This is a genomic window from Virgibacillus sp. 6R (genome assembly GCF_001895305.1).
In the GTDB taxonomy this organism is placed as follows: domain Bacteria; phylum Bacillota; class Bacilli; order Bacillales; family Amphibacillaceae; genus Virgibacillus; species Virgibacillus pantothenticus.
Window position 1 is genome coordinate 1,073,578 of the sequence record NZ_CP017762.1, and the last position, 19,550, is coordinate 1,093,127.

A 19,550-nucleotide genomic window follows, 5' to 3' on the forward strand; every position below is an offset into this window, starting at 1 on the left:
ATATCTCACAGTACAATCAAGTGAAATCTTTCATCTCCGTGGGGCTTTTCATTCTTCCCCACGGCTTACTAGTACCAACCATAATGGTATGACCTAAAGGGCGCTTACGAAATAGGTCATTTAGGTATGTTGTCTCTCACTTAGGCTTGTTGCAGTACAGATATCCAACTCCTAAAGTGGGAGTCTTACAGCACCTTATATGCGAGATAAAACTACTTCGTTGCAATCTGAATTAATTGCTTTGTTTTGCTTGATTCAAGGGCAGCGAGAATAATATTTAGTGATTTCATACCTTCTTCTCCATTAATGAGTGGCTCTTTATCCTCTACGATCGAAGCGATGAAATGATCAATAACATGTGTCGTTGTCTGTCCACCAGCTTCATTTGATTGAATCTTGCCAAGCTGATAGTTAATCGTATCCCCGTTAGAATATTGGACAATCAAACCATAATTTGGGTCGTCTTCTATACGTAATACGGCTTTTTCCCCATAGATGATGGTGGAATTATCTTCTGTTGTGTTATACGCCCAGCTTGCAGTTAATGTACCAATGACACCACTTGCTGATTTCAAAATACAGACAGCATTATCATCTACAGTTGCGTTTGCTTTCGCATTTGTCTCAACAATCGCTGACACTTCTGTAAACTCTTCGCCTAATAGATAGCGAAGTAAGTCCGCTTTATGAACACCTAAATCTCCCATTGCCCCGATAAAAGCTTGCTCTTTTTTAAAGAACCAGCTTTCTGCGCCATCAGCGCTCCATGCTTCAGGCCCGCCATGCCCAAACGTCGTACGAAAACTATAAATTTTACCTAGTTCTCCTTTTGCAATAAGTTCTTTTGCTTTTATATGCGAAGCAACAAAACGTTGATTATGGGCGATCATTAATTTTTTATGATTCGCTTTAGCGGCACGAATCATATCTTCTGCTTCTTGTTGTGACGTTGCCATTGGTTTCTCACAAAGAACATGGCAACCAGCATTTAGTGCGTCAATACTAACTGGCGCATGCAAATAGTTTGGCAGGCAAACACTAACAGCATCCACTTGCTCACTATTTAATAAAGTATGGTAATTGGTGTATGCTGTAGCACCATATTTTGCTGTCATTTCTTTTGCTCTTGCTTCGACAATGTCACAAACTGCGACAATATCAGCTTGGTTGTGCTGTTTATATTCTACTAAATGTCTGTGCTTAGCAATGCTACCACATCCAATAACGGCTACACGTAACTTTTCCATCAGTTCCACTCCTTCTTTCCACATCTTAACTTATTTTGTTAATCCAACGATTATTTTTCTGTGATTTGTTCTAGCGCTTTCACATTTCCATACGTAGGTGTTGGTGTACTAGCAGGGCTGACCCATTTCACACCATTTTTAATTACCGTCTGAATCTCTTTGTTATAGTAAGTAGGATATGTTTCGTGACCAGGTCGGAAATAAAAGATTTTACCTTTACCACGTTGATACGTTGCACCACTTCGAAAAACTTCGCCACCTTCAAACCAGCTTAGAAAAATTAATTGATCGGGTGCAGGAATATCAAAATGCTCCCCGTACATTTCTTCCTTCTCTAATTCAATGTATTCCCCTAATCCTTCTGTAATTGGATGACTTGGATCTACTACCCATAAGCGCTCTTTGTCATCTGCTTCACGCCATTTCAAATCACAAGTTGTTCCCATTAACTTCTTAAAAATCTTAGAAAAATGAGCCGAATGCAAAACAACTAATCCCATACCTTCTAGAACTCGTTGATGGACTCTTTCAACAATCCTATCTTCCACTTCATCATGCGCCTGGTGCCCCCACCAGACAAGGACATCTGTTTGCTTTAAAACTTCTTCTGTCAGTCCATGCTCTGCTTCATCTAAGGTCGCTGTTGTTACTTCGATTTCATCTTCTTTTAAGAAATTAGCGATCGCTCCGTGGATACCTTCAGGATAAATATCCGCTACGACTGGGTTTGTTTTTTCATGACGATTTTCATTCCAAACAACAACTTGCATATCATTTCCTCCTTGGTTTATAAAATTGCTTTAAAAGGTCACGCGTGCTTTTTTTCTTCCGGATTCATAAACCGCTGCAATCATTTTTTGCGTTTTTAATGCTTCTTCACCAGTGATATCAGGGGCTGTATGATCACGAACAGAATTATAGAAATTATTTATTTGCTTTACATGGCTAACACCCCAATAACCCTTTGCCCCAGAATCATAGTGAAATGTCTCTTGGGGATTGTTATCCGCAATAAATTCTCTACCATCATAAAGCTTAATATGCGCTTTATCGGCGATCATTTTCGCAATTCCATGTTCACAGTGAAGCTCAATTTCAACCGGAGCATCGTATGAATAATAGTTTATAGCTTGGAAAGCAGTCACAACTCCATTTCGATAGGCAATCACTCCTTCGGCCGCATCTTCTACTTCAATCATCTCATGTGCTCGGTTACTAATCGTTGCATCCACGTATTTAATCTCACTATCTATAAACCAATGCATGAGGTCCATCGTATGGATAGCTTGGTCAATGATGACACCTCCGCCTTCCATTTCCCAAGTTCCTTTCCAATCACTATTTTGATAGTAAGCATCCGAACGATCCCAAGTTACAGACAGCTTTCCAGATTTAATTGCTCCTAATTCGCTGTTCGTTAGCATTTCTTTGATTAAGCGCGAGCCTGGATTATAACGATTTTGAAAAATAACACCGAGGGTTACATCATTTTCTTTAGCGGCTTCAACCATAGCAACAGCATCTGCATAGCTAATCGACATCGGCTTTTCGGTAAGAATATGAATCTTCCGCTTGGCAGCCTCGATTGCCACAGGTGCATGCAAATGATGCGGTAAGCAAATATGAACGACATCCAAGTCTTCTGCTTGAAACATTTCTTGGTAATCTGTATATGCCGTACAATGGTGTTTCTCAGCCTTCGCATTTGCTCTGTCTTCTTTACTATCACAAACAGCAACTATTTCTGCATCGTCTCTATCCAAAACGGATTGTGCATGCATGGGAAAAATATTTCCGCACCCAATGATGCCTACACGTAATTGTCTCAATTGAACCTCTCCTTCATAGACCAATAAAATAACTAATTTGCTTTTTAATTAATAATGTAGTAGATATGGATAAATATTATATCTATATTAATCTTATCTTACCTGTCCTAAATTGGGTATAAACGATATAATAGAAACATGGACTATTTTGCTGCGAAATGAGTGATATATGATGGAAATTAGATATTGTGGTTACGCTTACCATACAAATGGCTACTTTTCGACACATGAAAACGGACACGAGTCGTATTTATTTCGACTTCAGACAGAAGGTGTTAGCCAAGCAGTGGTAGAAAACAAAAAAATCCATTTAGAGAAAGGAGACCTTATCCTCGTTGCTCCTGGCGAATACTATCAATTATCGATTGAAGGCGGGCAAGCAAGTGGCGATTATCACATTCTTTTTTCTGGAGAATGGGTAGATGCGTGGTGGAATCGCTTTAACAAACCATCTAACATAAAAATTGAATTAACGGATAAGATTGTTTCTTTGTGGAGGTATTTAGTTGCAGAAAAACGAAGACCTATTTCTGATAAAAATGATGAACTAATGGATTATTTATTACGCAGCCTTTGTCTTTTTATTGAACGAGCAATAAAGGATCAGGCAGCCCATTCAAGACCCTTTTTCGTAACAAAAATGATGCGCTATATTGAAGAAAATGCTACAACTGGTTTTACTGTTGATGATGTCGCTAACCATGCCGAATTAAGCGTCTCTCGCTCTGTGCATTTATTTAAGCAATACACTAATAAAACGATGATCGAATATGCACAAGAAATACGTCTAGCTGCTGCTATTGATCAAATGAAGTACACGAACATGACATTGGAACATATCGCTGAAAACTGTGGATTTGGAGCATATCCATATTTCCACCGCGTTTTTAAAAAAGTGTACGGCGTATCTCCTGGGGTTTATCGAAAGACAAGTTGAATACTTCTGCTACCTTCAGAAATACATAAAACGTTAGCTACTAAAGCAAATAAATGTAGGCATATATTTTAAAAAGAGCAATTATGAAATTAGCTCAGCTACAAATAATTTGATTTAGGCAAAAAAAAGGGGGAGATCTAGTGGTTTTCAAATCGAAAATGGATGGATGGATGGCAATTCCGATTTGGATGTTCATTGTTTTGTTTTTTCGAATGTTATACACAGCAACCGTCGAAGGAAGTATAATTGGGATGATTTTAGCAATTATCTTTGTTTGTTTTGTTGGAGCAATTTGGTTTCACACGCGATATATCATAAAACACAAACTATTAATTATACGATATGTGAATGGATGAAGCAAACAATAAATATAAAAGATATTAGATCCATTAGAAAAACTACGAACCCTTTTGTAGCTCCGTCACTTTCTATCCGTAGAATTGAAATTAGTTACGATCAATATAAAACAGTACAAATTTCACCTAAAGAGAAAAGTGCATTTATAAAGCAGTTAAAAGAAATTCACTCAGAGATTGCATGCAAAAAAGAAGGCTAAAGCACTTATTTTTAAGAAATAAATACTCATTAGGGAGATACTTTGAGAGGTACCTCCTATCTGGGTGTTACCTATAAACGCACAACCATTATTAAGCATATGCACTTTGTTAAAAGATTTCTATAAGAAAATCTTGATTATATCGTACTTTTAAACTAATTTCAGAACATAATATCTTATTATTTAAGAATACAATTTGAAAAATATATATGAATATTGTACAATTTATATCGTATTTATAGATATAATCGTAATTAAAGATGTAATGGAGGGATATGATGAATAAAGTATTAAAGTTAAACAAGTATTGGACAGACATTTATTATCATTTACATTTTTCTCATAAAGATAAAATAACTCACCAAGCTATAAGGATACTACAGCATATTGAAAAAAATAAAGGGATTGGAATTGGGGATATAGCTACCTTTCTAAATGTTTCTCATAACACAGCCTCGGAAAATGTTAAAAGAATAATTCAAAAAGGTTATCTTAAAAAGCAAAGGGATTCATTAGATGAAAGGAAAGTAACACTTTGCATAACAGAAACTGGGGAGGAAGTACTTTATCGCAACACTAGTCTGGATGAATTGAAATTAGAAAAAGTGTTGAATTGTCTTAGTTCAAAAGAAAGAGAAATAATAGAGTTGGGGTTTAAAACATTAAGTGAGGGTGTTAAAAAGTGTACCTAATCATGAAGGTTATAATTTCTGCAATAGTGATAGGAATAGTAACTGAGATAGCTAGAAGGTTTCCAACATACGGTGGTGTAGTAGCTGCGTTACCACTAGTAAGTTTGTTAAGTATAATCTGGCTATATTTTCAAGGAGAACAAAATCACATATTAAGTAAATTTGCATTAGGCGTGTTGTGGGGATTCCCTGCAACAGCCGTATTACTATTAATTGTATACTTTTTACTTAAAAACTCAACTCCGCTGTTTATATCAATTGGGTTGGGCATGTTTGGATGGTTAATATGTTTATTCTTGCAAGATTATTTATTAAAGACATTAAAATTATCGTTTTTTAGCTAAAATCAGTACAATATTGATTATTGCAGATGAATTGAGCCACGAGTGCGGAGTTTTGAGCCAGTTATAGCAATGGAAAAACCTCCTGTATAATTGAGACTGCATGCCAACGAGCATGACTCTATTATACAGGAGGTTTTTGTGTGATTAATTATCGTAAGATTCTGGAACTGTATTTTGAGGATGTCAGTCAGAGAACAATCAGTTCAAGTACTGGACATTCAAGAAATACAGTCTCCAACGTCGTTCGAAAAGCCAAGAAACTTGGCTTAGAAGGTTTGGACGGCACCATGACTAATCCGTGGCTGGAATCGTTTCTCTTCCCAGAGAAACAAGCGATCGAGAAAGGATACTATCCCGTTGATTGGGAGAAAGTTCATAAGGAACTTCAGAAAAAGAATATCACTTTAGCTTTATTGCATAAAGAATATGCAGATGAGGCTCGTGAAGGCGGCAAGATACCTTATGCCTATCGTACGTTTACCGAGAACTACGGAAAGTATGCCAAAAAGTATAAGCTTACGATGCCTATTCGGAGAAAACCAGGTGAAATTATGGAAGTGGATTGGGCTGGTTCCACTCTGGAAATCAAAGATCGTTCTACTGGGGAGGTTTTACCTGCCTATGTATTTGTAGCAACCTTGCCTTACAGCCAATTGAGTTATGTCGAGGCATTCTTAGATATGAAGTCCGCAAACTGGCTAACTGCTCATATTCATGCATTTGAATATTTTGGGGGTATTCCTGAAGCCTTAGTTCCAGATAATCTAAAGACCGGGGTGGTAAAAGCTCTTAGAAGTGAATCTATTTTAAATGAAGCCTATCGTGAACTGGCTGATTACTATCGTACCGTTGTCGTCCCTAGTCGTGTTCGTAAACCAAAGGATAAACCAAGTGTCGAGGGTTCGGTTGGGCATGTCTCAAGACAGATTATTGCCTCTCTAAGAGACTATCAGTGTTTTCATCTTGAGGAATTAAATCAACAGATTTTTAGAAAATTAGAGGATCTTAATACGCTCGATTTCCAAAAGCGTCCGGGATCAAGAAAAAAGGTGTTTGAGGAAGAAGAAAAATCCTATCTTCAAGCTCTTCCCCAAACAAGATACAAGCTTACAGAATGGAAAATAGCAAAAGTTCAACTGAACTACCACATCCAAGTTGAACGAATGTATTATTCCGTTCCATATGACTATGTCCGTGAATCTGTCGATGTCCGACTGACTACGGATCTAATTGAAGTGTACTTCAAAGAAACAAGAATTGCATCCCATAAAAGATTGAAGGGAGAAATCGGTCAGTATTCTACGAACACTGATCATATGCCTGATAATCATCGATTATATTTAGAACATAATCCGGAAAACAATAAAAAGTGGGCAGAGTCGGTAGGCCCTTCTATGACTCGGTTTGTTTCTTATATCTTAAGAAATAACATAGAAAAGAAAGCACTAAATATCTTGAGTACATTAAGGAATTTGTCAACCAAACATGCGAAGGATGATTTAGAACAAGCAACACAAACTTTACTCGATATATCAACGAATCCAACGGTTTCTGTGTTAAAAAGCATACTCGAGCGTAAAAAGCATCAACAGAATAATAAAAAGAAAGATAGAGATAATCTTCAAACTCATAAAGAGGATTATGGGTTTGTACGTGGAGCTAAATACTTTGGGAGGGATAGTAAATGATGAACGAAGAAACGTTACGTAAATTAACTGAAATGAGAATGGGAGCAATGGCAGAGCTATATCAACAGCAAAGTCAAAATAGAGAATATAATAATATGGATTTCGATGAGCGTTTTAATCTATTGGTAGATTATGAGTATGACCGCCGCAAAACGAATAAACTAGAGCGTTTAATAAAACAGGCTACATTCAACGATCCGACTGCAGCAATTGAGGATATAGAATATCATCCTGATCGTAGGTTAGATAAAAAATTAATCTTAGAATTAGCAACGGGAAATTACATTCAGAATCACCATAATATCATTTTAATGGGAGCTTCAGGGAACGGGAAAACATGGATATCAAATGCCTTTGGGATTCAAGCGTGTCGGCAGTTTTATAAAGTTAAGTATATTAGACTTCCAGAGTTACTTGACGAATTAGTTGTTGCGAAATATGAAGCCGATGGAAGCTTCCGGAAGCTGATCCAAAAATATAAGAAGATCGACTTATTAATTCTTGATGAATGGTTATTAACCGAACTATCAGAAGAGAATGTGCTTCATGTATTTGAAATTATTGAAGCAAGACTAAAGCGAACCTCCACGATATTCTGTTCTCAATTTTCACCTGAAGGATGGCATTCTAAGTTAGGACAAGCACAGATAGCCGATGCGATTTTAGACCGCATTGTGCACGACTCTTACAATATACTAGTTGATGGGGAAGTTTCAATGAGAGAGCGTCACGGATTGGCATTATCTCGGTGAGTTTTTAAGAAGTAGAAATATGTTTTTATTGACTTAAATAGCAGCTATTGGAGAATTAGACGTTCCCAATAGCTGTTTTTTATACTTCACTGGCTCTTGCCTCCGCATTTACTGGCTCAATCATCCGCAAATGGTGGCTCAAAAGACCGCACAGCTGGCTCAATCCCTCCGCAATACCCACAATATAATCATTAATAAAAAGAAAGTGTATCATCTCTGTAAAGTACTGGATATTTTACGTCCTCAAAGAAGGAAAAGAGTTTCACATTCTAGAAGATGGACGCAAAATCATGCATTAACTGCATTCAACCAACTTTAGAGGGGAAAGTAAAAAATACAGCAAAACCAATCCCTTTTGACTGCATATCCTCTACACTTTTCGTATCAAAAACATCCCCTTGAAGAATTTTATCTTCAGGGGGGATGATCATTAAAAAGGAACTAAACTTATGATATAAAATTTCCATTTACTTATTGATCTCAGTTCTTTATTTTCAATTGATTATTCATAAAGAAATATTCCCATGTTTCTTTTTAGGTCTTTCTTCCTGCTTATTTTCTAGCATCTCTAAAGACTGTAATAACTTTATACGTGTTTCTCTCGGGTCGATAACTGTATCAACCATTCCAAGACCAGCAGCAATATAAGGATTTGTAAACTTTTTACGAAACATGTCAATTTTCTCTCTTCTCGTTTGAGACGGGTGCTCGCTCATGCTAATTTCCTTTTGATAAATGATATTCGCTGCTCCTTCAGGTCCCATGACAGCAATTTCAGCATTAGGCCATGCATATACTAAATCTGCACCAATTGATTTGCTGTTTAAAGCTACATATGCACCTCCATATGCTTTTCTCATAATGACAGTAATTTTTGGAACCGTAGCTTCTGAATACGCGTATATAATTTTAGCCCCATGTCTAATGATACCGCCATATTCTTGTTTGATTCCAGGAAGGAAACCTGTAACATCTTCTAAAGTTATAACCGGAATATTAAAACAATCACAAAAGCGAATAAAGCGACTTGCTTTGTCTGAAGAATCAATATCTAATCCACCTGCCATATATTTGGGCTGATTACATACAAGACCAATACTTCTACCTCCTATACGAGCAAACCCTACTACTATATTTTTAGCAAATCCAGCATGAATTTCAAAAAAACTGCTTTCATCGACTACCTCTTTAATCACTTTTTTGACATCATAGGGTCTTATAGAATCAAATGGCACAATATCCGCTAAAGCAGATCTCTCTTCATTGATCATCATTTCATAAGGATATGTCGTTGGAAATTCAGTATAATTTGAGGGTAAATAATTTAATAATTCTTTGACCATATCTAATGCTTCTTCTTCTGTCTTAGCCTGCATATGAGCACTACCACTTTTCGAGTTGTGGACATGTGCTCCTCCTAATTCTTCTACTGATATATTCTCTCCAGTTACAGCTTCTATCACCTTTGGACCGGTAATAAACATTTGAGAGCTTTTCTCCACCATGACGACAAAATCGGTGAGTGCTGGTGAATAGACAGCTCCACCAGCACTAGGACCCATAATGACAGAAATTTGTGGAATGACACCAGAATATATAACGTTTCGGTAAAATACTTGTCCGTATCCATCCAATGAAGAAACACCTTCTTGGATACGCGCACCACCAGAATCATTTAAACCAATAAAAGGAACTTTATTCTTAGCTGCTAAATCCATTACTTTAGCAATTTTCAGACCATGCACTTCCCCCAACGTTCCACCATAAACAGTGAAATCCTGGGCGAATAAATATACTTTTTTCCCATTTATTTTTCCAAATCCAGTCACTACCCCTTCACCATTGTACATATCCTCATCGTAAGAAAAAGATCTGCTTTTCATGAAAGGATTCAATTCTACAAATGTCTCTTTATCTAGTAAATAATCAATTCTCTCACGAGCTGTCATCTTTCCTTTAATATGTTGTTTGTCTATTCGTTCTTGACCACCACCAAGCTCCACTTGGTGACGTTTATCGTATAATTCATTAATTTTATCGATAATACTCATCTTTATTCATCCTCCCTCAATCATCCAAAATATCTTCCACATGCTCTTGATCTCTTCTAATTTCTCATTTAGGGGGGGAGCGATTAGAAGTGTGGTATATTTTTCCTACCGCACTTCTACTGTTTACGATGATATAAATCAACAAGTACTCCCTTGTGCTTTGAGATGAAAAAGGATGTAAGACTATTCATCGTGCCTTTGTTTGCTATTCTGTCAATTGGTTAATTATCACCTTTCTATACCTTTTTCATCCTCTTATTAATGTCATCCACTTAACCCAATATGGTAAAAACCTTCCCTTTTTCAATAAAGAGAACCTTCAATCAGCAAGGGTCATACTTCGCTAATTGTTGTGGTTTCACACTAGATAGCGAAGAGCCACTTTTTAGTATTTTGTAGCTTCAAACGTAATAATTTGAGAGGTTTTCGTTGGATATTGATTATATTTATAGTCTGAAGAGATAACCATCGATGTAAATCCTGTTTTTTCTAAAATCAAACGAAATTCTTCCACTCCATACCACTTTAATGGAAATATTTCAAGTTCAGAATCCATTAACTTTCCTTGTCTCCATTTTTCATAGCGATTATGATAGACAGCAAATTGATTGATTTGGTCAATTTTAACCAATGTTTTCTCTAACATAATTGTATCTCCTTGTGGATTGGTAAATCCTCGTTTTGATACAAAACCTTCTTTGGTGTTTTCCGGTAGAAAAATATCTAAAATTAATCTTCCATTTTTCTCTAAGTGTTCATAAAAACATTTCAAAGCGCTAATTGTCTCTTCTAATTGATGCAAAAGTAAAAATGAACCCGTTGGTACAATAATAGCCCATACTTTTGATTAATAGTGAAATTCGACATATCTTGTTTATAACAGCTAGTATGAATACCTCTTTCATTGCAATTTTTGTTGAATAATTCCAACATATTATTTGAAGAATCTATCCCCTCTATATCTAAAAAATAAACATCTGAAGTCCAGCTTCCGAGTTGTAGAATATGTTGATTCTCTTTAAAACAATAGAATTTTTCCAACTTTCGATAATTTAAACAACACTTACCGGTGGTCGGGGTCGAATACTGTTTATAAAGGTTGATATATCAATATCAATAAAAGATCATGTGTAAAATTAGTGTAAAAATTTGTATTAATTATAAAAAGACCTTCAAAAAAGGATTTTTGGTATAGTACATGGCATTTAGGATTTAAATGATTTGGGTATTTGAGCCCCATTTTTGGGCTTAAAAGTGCTTGTTTTAAAACCGTTTCATAATAAAAAAATTATACCCAATCAGGAATTGTTTTTATACAATTACATCATGCCACCCGTGTTGTTAGCCTAATTATTCTACTTTTTTCATTTGTTAATTGTATTTATTTCAATAGTTAAGCTCACTTTTTAAGAACATTGATTTCTCGTGGTTTATTTTATTATTTATTCTTGTTACCTTTTGTTACACTTATATTCACTTTTAAGCAAAATTTGTGTATTGCAAGTCCTCGCATTTTGTATTTAATTTTATTTATTATTGATTACTTATTTAGAGATTTTATTATATCTCAATTCTATATATTATTAAAATTGTTAAAATGTTATAAACCCTGGTACTATATATTGCTTTGATGTTGATAAAGTTCTTCTTTACTATTGGAATCATAATCTCTAATTTTTGTAATAAATAATACTATTGTGGATATAACAATTGCTAATGTACCTGCTAAAATAAAGACTGCATTCACATTTAACAATCTAGAAATAAAAGCTCCTATTAAAGGAGCACTTAGCATCGTAAAGTTTTGCAAGCCTTGTGCGACAGAACTTACTCTGCCAAGCATATAACTAGGCGTTTCCTTTTGTAAAATAAAACCATATCCAACATTTTGGGTTCCATTTAATGCACCAATTATTATAGCAAAAATAAAGAAAACAAAGACGGGAAAATATTTTGGGAAATATGCCCCCGTGCCCATTAGGAAGATTACAATCCCAGAACCTAGAAAACTTAATAAAACTGTTGTAAGGGGTTTAGGTTTCCAGAAAGAAAACTGTCCTAATAACAAAGAACCAGTTATAGCCCCAAATCCTACAAAAGAAATTAAAAAACCAAAATGGGCTTCACTTAATCCTATATCTTGAGAGAGGAAAACAATTAGTCCATCATAAAGAAAAATAATAAAAAACGATAAAGCAGTTGTAATTATAGTTAATAATAACTTTTTATTTTTGATTATGTAACTAAATCCTTCTTTTAGTTCATCTATAAATTTAGATTTTTTTGCCTTTTGCATAGGTGAAGATTCATTTTCATTATTCTGGCTAGGGATTTTTATTGCCAAGGCAAAAAGTAAAGCAAATAAAAATAGTAATGCTTCTATTATTAGTGTAGTTTTAAAGCCAATAATGGCAACAAGAAGCCCACTTAAAGATGGCCCAATAACTTTCATTGAATTTAGTGAAAGCTGAGTTAATGCTACAGCTTTAGAAAGATGTGTAGCTTCAATAAGGATTTTTATGGTCACTTGTCTAGCTGGATCAAAGAGTGAGGCTAAAATACCCTTAATAAAAACTAATGTTAATAAAATGTAAATATTGGGGGCAATTATATATGATAATACAACTAATATTCTCAAAGATAATGTTACTATAAAGACCTTCTTTTTTGACCATCTATCAACAAAAACACTTGCAAATGGACCAATAATAATCCAAGGAAGACCATATACAATAATATATGATGCAACCGCAATTTCACCTAGTCCCCATTGATAGCTGATTAGAAGAATCAAAAGAGTAAAATCCAACCAATTTCCCAAGTCTGAAAGCAATTGCATTGAATAAAATCGTCTAAATCTTTTGTCCTTTAGTGGCGTAAGAATGCTTGAATTACCCATAAATTCCCTCCGTTCCTAAGATAATTGTATAATAATACTACCATATTTATAAGATAATAAAAATTTAAAAAATAAAACCTACAAATATGTGTAGCTACCATTATTTGTAGGTGACTTTTGTAAATTCAACCAAAGATTTTATTCATATTCTTTAAGTACTTCTTTAATTTTTTCAACCGCATCATCAAGTATCTTTTTAGTAATACTATAATAGGTTACAACTCTTAGATTATGATTTCCAATCTCACTGATATTTAAGCCCTTTTCCCATGCTTTTTTGATAAAATCGTTAACATTAATATATTCATTTTTCAGATTAAATATAACAGTATTTGTCTTTACTTTTTTAATATCACATCTTATGCCTTTTATATTACTTATTTTTTTTGCAAAATAAAATGCATTCTCATGATCTTCTTTCAGTCTATCAATTCTATTATTTAATGCATAGATTCCTGGAGCAGCAATAATACCAGATTGCCTCATTCCCCCTCCCAACATTTTTCTATGATAATATATTTTATTAATGAACTTCTTTTTTCCCACTACAAGGGACCCTATAGGTGCACCAAGCCCTTTTGACAAACAAAATTGTATTGAATCAGCATACTGACTTATTTCTGAAGCTTCAACATCTAAAGAAATTGCTGCATTAAAAATTCTAGCCCCATCCATATGTATAGGTACACCAAATCTCCTTGAGATACTATACAATTCCTTTAGATATTCTAAAGAAAGTGTAATTCCTCCCATTCTATTGTGAGGGGTTTCTACACATATTAAAGATGGTTTAGCATATTGTGGATCGGAAAAATCAAGGTTTAATTTTGCTTCTATTTTTGCTAAATCCATTTCACCTTTTTCATTTGTTGTAATTGGTTCATAAATAACACCACCACTTACAGACGCCCCGCCAGCTTCATATATGAAAATATCACTTTCTTCCCCAACTATAACCGAGGTACCTCTATTAGAATGTCCCATTATAGATGCAAGGTTAGCCATTGTTCCACTAGGAAAAAGTAACGATGCTTCTTTATTTAACAAATTAGCAGCTAACTCTTCAAGTTCTAACACTGCTGGATCTTCATTGTAAACATTATCACCCAACTTTGTTTCTAATATAGATTCGAGCATTTCTCTTGAAGGTAGTGTAAAAGTATCACTTCTTAGTTCTATCAATGTCCTGCCTCCTCATTAATAGTTATTTTATTCTTTTTCATATTATCCAAAAAACTAATAATTGCATTTCTGTCTTGGTCTGCAGTTATTACGTAACCCAATCGATCATAAGCATTTTTAGGCTTGTTACTTGTTTTATAATTATACATCTCAATACTTTTTACTAATGGATTGCCACTCAAGGAATTGTAATAATCTACTGAATAAGGATTATTTTCAATATCATACGTAAAAAAATGAATACCAGATGTTAATGTCTTTGGATAATATTTAGTAATATCCTGATTAATGCAGTTAAGAATTTGTTGTTCTATTAGATTTACTCCCGTGGAATGTAAAATCAATTCGGGTATCATACCTCCCGCTAGACGTGCGTTTATCTCAATAATTAAACAGCCTTCGGGAGTAAGTTTTACTTCAGTATGAACCGGTCCATTATCCAGTCCAATTACTTCTATAGCTTTTTTAACTGTACTAATAATTTTTGCTTCTTCTATCTTATTTAAGTCAGCAGGAAAAATATGTTTCTCTTCTACAAAATACGGAAACCCGGTTAAATATTTTTGTGTAATCCCAACCGTAATTATTTCTTTATTTATTACAAACATTTCTACACTAAATTCAGGAGCATTAATAAATTCTTCAATCAAGACAAAATTTGAATACTTCTGCCCTCTACTATTATAAGTTTTCTTCATTATTTTCTCACAATGGCGTAATGCTCCTTCGATATTATCACAATATAAAACATCATTGGAACCACTGTCATCTATCGGCTTAACTATACATGGGACACCTAATTTTACTAATAAGGATTCTATATCGCACAAATTATCGGAATAGTAAAACTCCGGCTGTAATAAACCATTTTCAACCAATATCTTTCTGGTTTTTATCTTATTTCGTGCTATGTCTACTGCTATGGGATTATTACCAATGAAACCGAAATGCTTACATAATTCTGATACAACTCCTATATAAAATTCGCTAGTAGTAGTTATACCTTTAATATTATGTGAATTAACGTCTTTATGAATTAAAGATTTAATTTCCTCTAAATTATTAGTATCACACCGATGACAATTTGTGTTTTCAAGTCCTGAATATCTTTGTGGATTATTAGTGAATAGAACAGGATCCAAATTTAATTGTTTAGCTATCTCTATAGCTTGCATCCCAGATCCAGTAGTATTTGATTCTATAAAAAAAATTTTATCATTCATATAAAACACCCCTTTTATTGTTATCTGAATATGACCAACTATCTACCACCGTATTGGGGTTTACAAATTTAGGAGCATTTTGCTTTTCCTGTTTTCCTATTTTGTTTAAAAGATCATTATTATATACTGTGTTATGATATCTGTCCCCTCTATCAGGGAAGATTACAACAATATTAGTACCTCTTTTACTTGTTTTGCTTAGCCACTCAGCGACCTTATAAGACGATCCCGATGAATTTCCAGCATAGATTTTTTCTACGTTTGCTAGTTTCTGTGTAGCAGAAAATGCCTCAAAATCATTTAACCAATGTACCTGATCAATGATTTGATAATCTACATTCTTAGCAACTATAGAATTTCCTAATCCCCCCTGTATCCGCTTAGGGTTATCCGGTTGGCCAAAAATTACGCTACCTGTTGAATCGACAGCAACCACTTTTAGATTTTGATTATATTTTTTAAGTTCTCTAGCTGTTCCCGAAATACAACCTCCACTACCAACAGGAGCAACTAGTATATCTACCTTTCCTACTTCTTGTATTAACTCTTGAGCTAATTCTTTATAGGAATTTGGATTATCTGAATTATCATATTGTTTAGGCCAATAAGCATTAGGCATATCATTAAGAAGTTTACTTAGATGTTCAAGCCTTGAACCTTGCCATCCTTTATCTCCCATATTCTCTACTATATGTATTATACTACCTAATGAGTATAATTTAGATAGAGTAATTGAATCAATTCTTGGATCTGTCACTACATGGACATCATGTCCTAGATAAGTTCCAACTAGGGATAAACCGCAAGCCATTGTTCCTGAGGAACTTTCTATTATAGGAACCCCACACTTTAAGATACCTTCCCTTTTTGCTTTTAATAAAGAATGTTTAGCAACGCGGTCTTTCATGCCAAAAGGATTTTGAAGTTCTAGTTTTCCAAATACATTAGAATTAGAATGTTCGCTTATTTTTAATTTCACCAGAGGTGTGTTTCCTATTGTATCTAAAATACTTACCAATAAAATTCCCCCCTTTATATTGGTAAAAATAATTACTTACATTGTATGGAAAATATATACATCTTCTTTTATTTTTCTTAAATGGTTGTAAACGATTTCTAATTTTTCGTTATAATATTCACATTCCTGAGATAATAAAATCCCTAAATAAGTACCACTATGCGTATTTACAACACCTAATCCTCCAACTTGATTACAAATAAAAATAACTTCTTCAAGATAAGCTTTATGATTATGCTTTTGATTCAAAATTGCACTTTTAGTAGCTATCTTCCCAATTAATTGTAAATCCCTTTTCCGTATACCTTTAGATAAACTCTCTAGTAAAAACTCATATTCTAATTTTTCTGCTCTACTATAGAAAGGTGATTTGTATTTATTATATCTAACCGTATCTATTTGGCCGCCTTCGTCGATAGCTACTATAGTTAATCTAGTTATTGACCCAATTTGATCAAGTAGTTGACATTCCCTTTGCTGAAAAGAAACTATCCCATCATACATTACACCATCACTTGGCTCTATATCCTTCAATAAACTTTGTAATTCTATATTTGATAGATTTAGATTAAAAGTGTTACTAATTGCTCTTGCAGTGGCAACTAAGTCAGCTGAGGAACTTGCTAACCCTTTACCAATAGGAATATTACTTTTTATATCCAAAACGCCTCCGATGGGTAAATTGTGTTTTTTCAGTATCCTAGAAGCAAGTGTCTTTGCTTTTATTTTGGAACTAGGAAAAGTGATTATATCCGAATAATCTCTAATAGATGTAAAAGTTGTTTCAGAGTTTAGAGTAATTGGGAGTGTAACCAAAAAGTTCTTATTATTGGTGGTCACCCCTTGTAACAATTCTCCAAAAGTTCCGCTAGATTTACCAACTCCAACTAAATTCTCAACAATATTTCCAGTTTTTACTTGCATCTGATCACTTCCCTCTAATCTTGAAATGAATGTTTCTTCCTCAAATATAGCTCTTCCTTGAGAGAATCTAATATAATTAATTGCTTATCCAAGTTGGATCGTACTTCATCTGGATTAGTCGAGCCATCAGTTTTTTTATTTAAATTATATTCCACAGAAAATAATTTCATTAGAATATCTTTTTCAAAGGAGACTGAAAAACCATTATCTTCACAAATGTTCTGCAGTGTTCTCTCACACAAATCAGATGGTGTTCTTTTTTGTTTTATCATTGTTAAAATATACTTTCCTGTAATTACATGAGCCATTCTAGTTGGTATTTCTTTATTCAAAGTCAAATAATTTGCCAAAGAGAATCCGCCTAAAAAATCCTTCTCACAAATATTCTTCATTACTGAACTATTAAAACTTAAGTTTTCAACAATTATATTGCTTAGCTTAAATATGGATTTCATTTCAATAAACATTTGATGCATATTTTTAGTCCCCTCTTTTCCTGTTTCAACGAGGTTTGTAAAGGGATTGTTTCTTTGTAACATTGCAAAATCATTAAAGTAAGACAGAATATGACCGGTTTTCCCTCTGACACGTTCTATAATAGGGTAGTTTTTCTTATGCGGCATTGCCGAAGAGATTCCAGAAATATTATCAGGGAGGGTTATAAAATTGTATTGACTGCTTCCCCAATGCAATAAATCTGTCATAAACCTACTTATAACTAATGAAATAGTAGTAAACTCACTAGTTATATTCAGGAGCCATTCTTTTGAAGCAATACCTGTTATACCTATACTGTAGGGTCTACTAAACCTTAAATTTTTAGCTATTTCTATTCTATCCCAAGCAACTTCCAGTCCTGAAAGAGCCCCGGCCCCCATTGGGCACTTATTTATTTCGTCAAATACATGAAATAATTTCTTGGAACCCCTTAGTAAACTTTCTAATATACCCGATAGATAATATCCTGGAGTAATAATCTGAGCTGTTTGATACTGGGTATATCCTGGCATAGGTAAGGAGAAATTATTTCTTGCTAAAAAAAGTATTTTTTTTATTAACAACAATAAATTTTCAATAACTGAAATAAGTTGGTCTTTAGCATACATTACTTGAGCTGTTGCTTGAATGTCGTTTCTACTTCTATCAACATGCCACTTCGCTATTTGTTTTGAAGGAATTCGAGAGTAAACATAACTTTCGATCGAGAATAACATATCATACATACTTGGAGTAAGTTCTTCATACAATAATGATGGTGTAATTGTTTGAAGTACTTCCTTAATCTTTAAATAGCTATCCTTATTTATTAAGCTTAATTTTAGTGATTCTTCTAGCATTGCTTCCTCGATTCTAATATAATAAGGAAGGAATTCATTAGATTCGAAATTGAATTGTGGTAAAAGTACTTCATCAATCAAAACTGAATCAGGTAGAGAGTCAATACGACCGGTTACTTTTTTCATAAGTCCTCCTTTTAGTTCATTAGAATATTAAGTAAATCTTTTAAAAGCGCCTTCTCTTTTAAGGGGAACATATGCCCACCTGGAAATTCGAAGAAATTCACATTATCAAAATATCCTTTCCAATAATGCATGTGATTAAAGGGAGCAATCTTATCTGTTAATCCACCTAAAAAATAAATAGGTGATTTGAAGTTATAATGGTTTTTTAATTTAAAATTTTGCATTGATAACATATCGTTTTTAAAAATCGGTAGTATATATTCTATTAATTTTTCCTCCATCATTAATTCCTTCGATAAACCTTCTGTTAGTAGCATATATTCTATAAACTCTTCGTCAGTATACTTTAGGAATTCACAATTTCTTCTTTTTACATGGGGTGGCAGTAAGCCAGAAACTATTATATTTTCTAAATTAAATTCCGCTTCTACCAATTTACGTGCTAGTTCAATGACCACTGCTCCTCCCATACTATGACCGAAAAGAGAGATTGAATTATTGCTTTTTTGCATATAATCAGATAACTCTTTATAGTAAAAGTTTATGAGATTATTTATATCAGCCTCTATTGGTAATGTGCTAGATCCATGTCCTGGTGGCTCAACAGCAACAATACCCCAATCTGATTTAATTTCTTTAAACAAAGGGTTATAAGAATATGCAAATCCACCGGCAAAAGGAAAGAAAATTAATTCTTGATTATTAGTTGGGCTTTTAATGACTTTAAACACATTGTTTTCCAATC

Annotated in this window: 20 protein-coding genes; 7 read left to right on the forward strand and 13 right to left on the reverse strand. The window is 34.0% G+C overall.

Translation table 11 applies throughout. The annotated features are described in order from the left end of the window. Positions 1-212: 212 nt before the first annotated feature. From BKP57_RS04910 to BKP57_RS04920, 3 genes are read right to left on the reverse strand one after another with little or no spacing between them, the layout of a single operon-like run. Positions 213-1,247 carry a Gfo/Idh/MocA family protein gene (locus tag BKP57_RS04910; protein WP_050350080.1) on the reverse strand — a complete coding sequence of 345 codons (1,035 nt, stop codon included), beginning with the start codon at positions 1,245-1,247 and terminating at the stop codon, positions 213-215. A gap of 50 nt (positions 1,248-1,297) precedes the next feature. After that, positions 1,298-2,017: a ThuA domain-containing protein gene (locus tag BKP57_RS04915; RefSeq protein ID WP_050350079.1), complete on the reverse strand. Its 720-nt coding sequence runs from the start codon at positions 2,015-2,017 to the stop codon at positions 1,298-1,300. A gap of 30 nt (positions 2,018-2,047) precedes the next feature. Next, complete coding sequence (locus BKP57_RS04920) at positions 2,048-3,076, reverse strand: Gfo/Idh/MocA family protein (protein WP_072741083.1); 1,029 nt, start codon at positions 3,074-3,076, stop codon at positions 2,048-2,050. Positions 3,077-3,245: 169 nt separating this feature from the next. Between BKP57_RS04920 and BKP57_RS04925 the strand changes: the two genes are divergently transcribed. From BKP57_RS04925 to istB, 7 genes are all read left to right on the forward strand, one after another. Next, complete coding sequence (locus tag BKP57_RS04925; RefSeq protein ID WP_311998318.1) at positions 3,246-4,013, forward strand: helix-turn-helix domain-containing protein; 768 nt, start codon at positions 3,246-3,248, stop codon at positions 4,011-4,013. A 140-nt stretch (positions 4,014-4,153) separates the two neighbouring features. After that, on the forward strand, positions 4,154-4,369 hold the full coding sequence (locus BKP57_RS22430) for a hypothetical protein (RefSeq protein ID WP_170875185.1): 216 nt from the start codon (positions 4,154-4,156) through the stop codon (positions 4,367-4,369). Further along, positions 4,366-4,569 (forward strand): PH domain-containing protein, encoded by a 204-nt coding sequence (locus BKP57_RS22435; protein ID WP_050350075.1) that lies wholly within the window; start codon positions 4,366-4,368, stop codon positions 4,567-4,569. Before BKP57_RS22430 ends, BKP57_RS22435 begins: the two co-directional genes overlap by 4 nt. 275 nt (positions 4,570-4,844) lie before the next feature. Then, positions 4,845-5,261 carry a MarR family winged helix-turn-helix transcriptional regulator gene (locus BKP57_RS04935; RefSeq protein ID WP_072741085.1) on the forward strand — a complete coding sequence of 139 codons (417 nt, stop codon included), beginning with the start codon at positions 4,845-4,847 and terminating at the stop codon, positions 5,259-5,261. Continuing rightward, positions 5,252-5,605 carry a DUF3147 family protein gene (locus tag BKP57_RS04940; protein WP_072741086.1) on the forward strand — a complete coding sequence of 118 codons (354 nt, stop codon included), beginning with the start codon at positions 5,252-5,254 and terminating at the stop codon, positions 5,603-5,605. The genes BKP57_RS04935 and BKP57_RS04940 overlap by 10 nt, the downstream gene beginning before the upstream one ends. Before the next feature lie 140 nt (positions 5,606-5,745). Next, positions 5,746-7,293: an IS21 family transposase gene (gene istA / locus BKP57_RS04945; protein WP_072741087.1), complete on the forward strand. Its 1,548-nt coding sequence runs from the start codon at positions 5,746-5,748 to the stop codon at positions 7,291-7,293. Beyond that, the gene (istB, locus tag BKP57_RS04950; protein WP_072741088.1) at positions 7,290-8,045 is read left to right on the forward strand and encodes an IS21-like element helper ATPase IstB; all 756 of its coding nucleotides are present in this window, start codon (positions 7,290-7,292) and stop codon (positions 8,043-8,045) included. Before istA ends, istB begins: the two co-directional genes overlap by 4 nt. Positions 8,046-8,350: 305 nt before the next feature. Here the strand turns inward: istB and BKP57_RS21925 are convergent, their stop codons facing one another. From BKP57_RS21925 to BKP57_RS04995, 10 genes are all read right to left on the reverse strand, one after another. Beyond that, positions 8,351-8,512 (reverse strand): hypothetical protein, encoded by a 162-nt coding sequence (locus BKP57_RS21925; RefSeq protein ID WP_156875277.1) that lies wholly within the window; start codon positions 8,510-8,512, stop codon positions 8,351-8,353. 39 nt (positions 8,513-8,551) lie between these two features. Beyond that, positions 8,552-10,096 (reverse strand): acyl-CoA carboxylase subunit beta, encoded by a 1,545-nt coding sequence (locus BKP57_RS04955; RefSeq protein ID WP_072741089.1) that lies wholly within the window; start codon positions 10,094-10,096, stop codon positions 8,552-8,554. Positions 10,097-10,481: 385 nt separating this feature from the next. After that, positions 10,482-10,868 carry a hypothetical protein gene (locus BKP57_RS04960; RefSeq protein WP_072741090.1) on the reverse strand — a complete coding sequence of 129 codons (387 nt, stop codon included), beginning with the start codon at positions 10,866-10,868 and terminating at the stop codon, positions 10,482-10,484. Positions 10,869-11,711: 843 nt separating this feature from the next. Beyond that, entirely contained in the window at positions 11,712-12,995 is a 1,284-nt protein-coding gene (locus tag BKP57_RS04965; RefSeq protein ID WP_072741091.1) for an MFS transporter, read from the reverse strand. A gap of 138 nt (positions 12,996-13,133) precedes the next feature. After that, positions 13,134-14,177, reverse strand: coding sequence for a GntG family PLP-dependent aldolase (locus BKP57_RS04970; protein WP_072741092.1), 1,044 nt, complete (start codon positions 14,175-14,177; stop codon positions 13,134-13,136). Then, positions 14,174-15,400: an ATP-grasp domain-containing protein gene (locus tag BKP57_RS04975; RefSeq protein ID WP_072741093.1), complete on the reverse strand. Its 1,227-nt coding sequence runs from the start codon at positions 15,398-15,400 to the stop codon at positions 14,174-14,176. The genes BKP57_RS04970 and BKP57_RS04975 overlap by 4 nt, the downstream gene beginning before the upstream one ends. Continuing rightward, on the reverse strand, positions 15,393-16,424 hold the full coding sequence (locus BKP57_RS04980) for a cysteine synthase family protein (protein ID WP_072741094.1): 1,032 nt from the start codon (positions 16,422-16,424) through the stop codon (positions 15,393-15,395). Before BKP57_RS04980 ends, BKP57_RS04975 begins: the two co-directional genes overlap by 8 nt. A gap of 30 nt (positions 16,425-16,454) precedes the next feature. Then, positions 16,455-17,342: a GHMP family kinase ATP-binding protein gene (locus BKP57_RS04985; protein WP_072741095.1), complete on the reverse strand. Its 888-nt coding sequence runs from the start codon at positions 17,340-17,342 to the stop codon at positions 16,455-16,457. 14 nt (positions 17,343-17,356) lie between these two features. Next, on the reverse strand, positions 17,357-18,805 hold the full coding sequence (locus BKP57_RS04990) for a lyase family protein (protein ID WP_072741096.1): 1,449 nt from the start codon (positions 18,803-18,805) through the stop codon (positions 17,357-17,359). A gap of 11 nt (positions 18,806-18,816) precedes the next feature. Next, a complete protein-coding gene (locus tag BKP57_RS04995) occupies positions 18,817-19,548 on the reverse strand; it encodes a thioesterase II family protein (RefSeq protein ID WP_072741097.1) in 732 nt (243 codons plus the stop codon). Between the last annotated feature and the right edge of the window lie 2 nt (positions 19,549-19,550).

Coding starts and splice junctions, on each gene's coding strand:
- BKP57_RS04910 (WP_050350080.1), bottom strand. CDS start 1,247: ATGGAAAAGTTACGTGTAGCCGTTATTGGATGTGGTAGCATTGCTAAG.
- BKP57_RS04915 (WP_050350079.1), bottom strand. CDS start 2,017: ATGCAAGTTGTTGTTTGGAATGAAAATCGTCATGAAAAAACAAACCCA.
- BKP57_RS04925 (WP_311998318.1), top strand. CDS start 3,246: ATGATGGAAATTAGATATTGTGGTTACGCTTACCATACAAATGGCTAC.
- BKP57_RS22435 (WP_050350075.1), top strand. CDS start 4,366: ATGAAGCAAACAATAAATATAAAAGATATTAGATCCATTAGAAAAACT.
- BKP57_RS04935 (WP_072741085.1), top strand. CDS start 4,845: ATGATGAATAAAGTATTAAAGTTAAACAAGTATTGGACAGACATTTAT.
- istB (WP_072741088.1), top strand. CDS start 7,290: ATGATGAACGAAGAAACGTTACGTAAATTAACTGAAATGAGAATGGGA.
- BKP57_RS21925 (WP_156875277.1), bottom strand. CDS start 8,512: ATGGAAATTTTATATCATAAGTTTAGTTCCTTTTTAATGATCATCCCC.
- BKP57_RS04955 (WP_072741089.1), bottom strand. CDS start 10,096: ATGAGTATTATCGATAAAATTAATGAATTATACGATAAACGTCACCAA.
- BKP57_RS04965 (WP_072741091.1), bottom strand. CDS start 12,995: ATGGGTAATTCAAGCATTCTTACGCCACTAAAGGACAAAAGATTTAGA.
- BKP57_RS04975 (WP_072741093.1), bottom strand. CDS start 15,400: ATGAATGATAAAATTTTTTTTATAGAATCAAATACTACTGGATCTGGG.
- BKP57_RS04985 (WP_072741095.1), bottom strand. CDS start 17,342: ATGCAAGTAAAAACTGGAAATATTGTTGAGAATTTAGTTGGAGTTGGT.
- BKP57_RS04990 (WP_072741096.1), bottom strand. CDS start 18,805: ATGAAAAAAGTAACCGGTCGTATTGACTCTCTACCTGATTCAGTTTTG.